We start from the raw sequence: 2657 nt of genomic DNA, 5'->3' as shown, positions 1-2657 counted from the left end.
CCGCCGCTTTCGGCGTAGCCGTTACGCTGATCGCCGTACATCAGGGCTTCCACTGCGTACCGACTTCCGAAGGTATTTTGCGCGCCAGTACACGCACCGTAGTGTCTTCCGCCCTGACCATCCTCGCTGTCGACTTCATGCTGACCGCATGGATGTTTACCGACTAAAAGGCCGTCTGAAACGACACTTAAAAAGAATGAAACAAGGACAATAGCACATGAAAAAAAATGCTTTGGAATTTTGGGTAGGACTGTTTGTCTTGCTGGGCGCGGCCGCTATCGGCTTTCTCGCCTTCCGCGCCGCCGGCGGACAATCGTTCGGCAAATCCTCTCAAACCTACACCGTCTATGCCGATTTCAGCGACATCGGCGGCTTGAAAACCAACGCGCCGGTCAAATCCGCAGGCGTACTGGTGGGCCGCGTTGCCTCCATTCAGCTCGACCCTAAATCCTATCAGGCCAAAGTCGCCCTCAATCTGGACAGCCAATATCACTTCAGCAGCGACGTTTCCGCACAAATCCTGACTTCAGGCTTGTTGGGCGAACAATACATCGGCCTGCAACAAGGCGGCGATACCGATTCTTTGGCGGCAGGCGACACCATTACCGTCACCAGCTCCGCCATGGTTTTAGAAAACCTTATCGGCAAATTCATGACCAGCTTTGCCGAGAAAAACGCAGACAGTGAATCTGCCGGTCAAAACAAACAATAAACACATATCAACCCAATATTCAGGACACTCCCATGAAAAAAACTTCCTTCATCAGCGCATTGAGCATCGGCGTATTGAGCATCAGCATGGCCTTTGCCTCTCCTGCCGACGCAGTCAACCAAGTACGTGAAAATTCCGTTCAAGTGCTGAAAATCCTCAACAGCGGCGACGCCAACACCGCACGCCAAAAAGCCGAAGCCTACGCCATCCCTTACTTCGACTTCCAACGCATGACCGCTTTGGCCGTCGGCAACCCATGGCGTACTGCGACTGACGCACAAAAACAAGCGTTGACCAAAGAGTTCCAAACCCTGCTGATCCGCACCTACTCCGGCACCATGCTGAAATTCAAAAACGCCAAGGTCAACATCAAAGATAACCCTGTCGTAAACAAAGGCGGTAAAGAAATCGTTGTCCGCGCCGAAATCAACGTTTCCGGCCAAAAACCGGTTAACATGGACTTCACCACCTACCAAAGCGGCAACAAATACCGCGCATACAATGTCGCAGTAGAAGGCGCAAGCTTGGTTACCGTATATCGCAACCAATTCGGCGAAACCATCAAAGCCAAAGGCATTGACGGCCTGATTGCCGACTTGAAAGCCAAAAACGGCGGTAAATAATCCACCCCGCACCATGCCGCCTGATGTTCAGACGGCATGGTGCCTTACATCATAAAGACACCATGCAAACAGAAATCCGCAACGGCACGCTCTACATCAGCGGCGACGTTACCGTCAAAACCCTGACTGCCTCCGCCTTTGCGCGCTACGAACAGCAATGCTGTCTGAAAGAAACAGACAGCATAGACTTCAGCCAAGTAGGCAAAGCAGATTCAGCCTGCGTTTCCCTGCTGCTCAACGCTCTGCGCCGGATAGACAAAAAACCGACCATTCAAAACATTCCTGATTCCGTCCGCGCACTGGCCGAACTTTACGAAATCAAAGACTGGTTGCAATCATGAAAAAAACCACCGCTTCACTCTGCCTCCTCATCAGCATAGCCTCCGCTCCCGCACTTGCCGAACGCAATCCGGCCGATCCTTACGAAGGCTACAACCGTACCGTTTCCAAGTTCAACGACAAAGCAGACAAATACGTCCTTTCCCCTGTCGCACGCGGCTATCGCAAAGTAACGCCCAAACCGGTGCGTACCGGCGTGATCAACTTCTTCAACAACCTGCGCGACGTCGTCAGCTTCGGCAGCAACGTTCTGCGCCTTGACGTCAAACGCGCCAGCGAAGACCTCGTCCGCGTCGGCATCAACACCACCTTCGGCCTTGGCGGTTTAATCGACATAGCCGGTGCAGGCGGCGTACCCAGCAATAAAAATACCCTCGGCGACACCTTCGCCTCATGGGGCTGGAAAAACAGCAACTACTTCGTTGTCCCCCTGTTCGGCCCATCTACCGTACGCGATACCATTGGCAACGCCGTTACCACCGTCTACCCAGTTAAAAACGCCGTCTTCCACACCAGAGCAGGACGCTGGGGCACAATCGGCCTGCAGGCCATCAACACCCGTGAAGAACTGCTCGACCTGACCGACAGCCTCGAAGGCGCAGCCATCGACAAATACAGCTACACACGCGACCTTTACATGAAAGTCCGCACCCAACAAACCGGCGGCACGCTCCCTCAAAGTGAAGATGACAACATCGACATCGACGACTTGGTGGACAGCAACACCTCTTCCGAACCGGTAGCAGTACCACAATCCGCTCCGGCAGAAATCCCCAATACAGCCAATCCCCAAACCCTGTATCAAACACCATCAGAAAATCCCTGATTGTTTCCATAAATTAAAGGCCGTCTGAAATTCAGACGGCCTTTATCCCCCAAAAGATAGCCAGTCCACCACCTTTGCTATATCATTCAACTATACAGAAACCAAGGAAAACACCATGTACGAAGTCAACCGCAGCGTCTTCCTGCTTATCCCCCTC

5 protein-coding genes are annotated in these 2657 nt (G+C 52.8%); all 5 read left to right on the top strand.

Annotated features, from left to right (window positions below):
• Positions 1-167: ABC transporter permease (locus ACTHUT_RS17540; protein WP_440419214.1), on the top strand; the 167-nt coding region annotated here is incomplete at its 5' end.
• 50 nt (positions 168-217) lie between these two features.
• Entirely contained in the window at positions 218-712 is a 495-nt protein-coding gene (mlaD, locus tag ACTHUT_RS17535; protein ID WP_036492156.1) for an outer membrane lipid asymmetry maintenance protein MlaD, read from the top strand.
• A 32-nt stretch (positions 713-744) separates the two neighbouring features.
• A complete protein-coding gene (locus tag ACTHUT_RS17530) occupies positions 745-1335 on the top strand; it encodes an MlaC/ttg2D family ABC transporter substrate-binding protein (RefSeq protein ID WP_036492158.1) in 591 nt (196 codons plus the stop codon).
• Positions 1336-1397: 62 nt separating this feature from the next.
• The gene (locus ACTHUT_RS17525) at positions 1398-1676 is read left to right on the top strand and encodes an STAS domain-containing protein (protein WP_036492161.1); all 279 of its coding nucleotides are present in this window, start codon (positions 1398-1400) and stop codon (positions 1674-1676) included.
• The gene (locus ACTHUT_RS17520) at positions 1673-2500 is read left to right on the top strand and encodes an MlaA family lipoprotein (protein WP_250601518.1); all 828 of its coding nucleotides are present in this window, start codon (positions 1673-1675) and stop codon (positions 2498-2500) included. Before ACTHUT_RS17525 ends, ACTHUT_RS17520 begins: the two co-directional genes overlap by 4 nt.
• Positions 2501-2657: the final 157 nt, after the last annotated feature.

Source organism: Neisseria sp. P0022.S010 (assembly GCF_051956635.1).
Note: the sequence above shows the minus strand (reverse complement) of the source record. Positions and strands in the feature narration are given on the sequence as shown.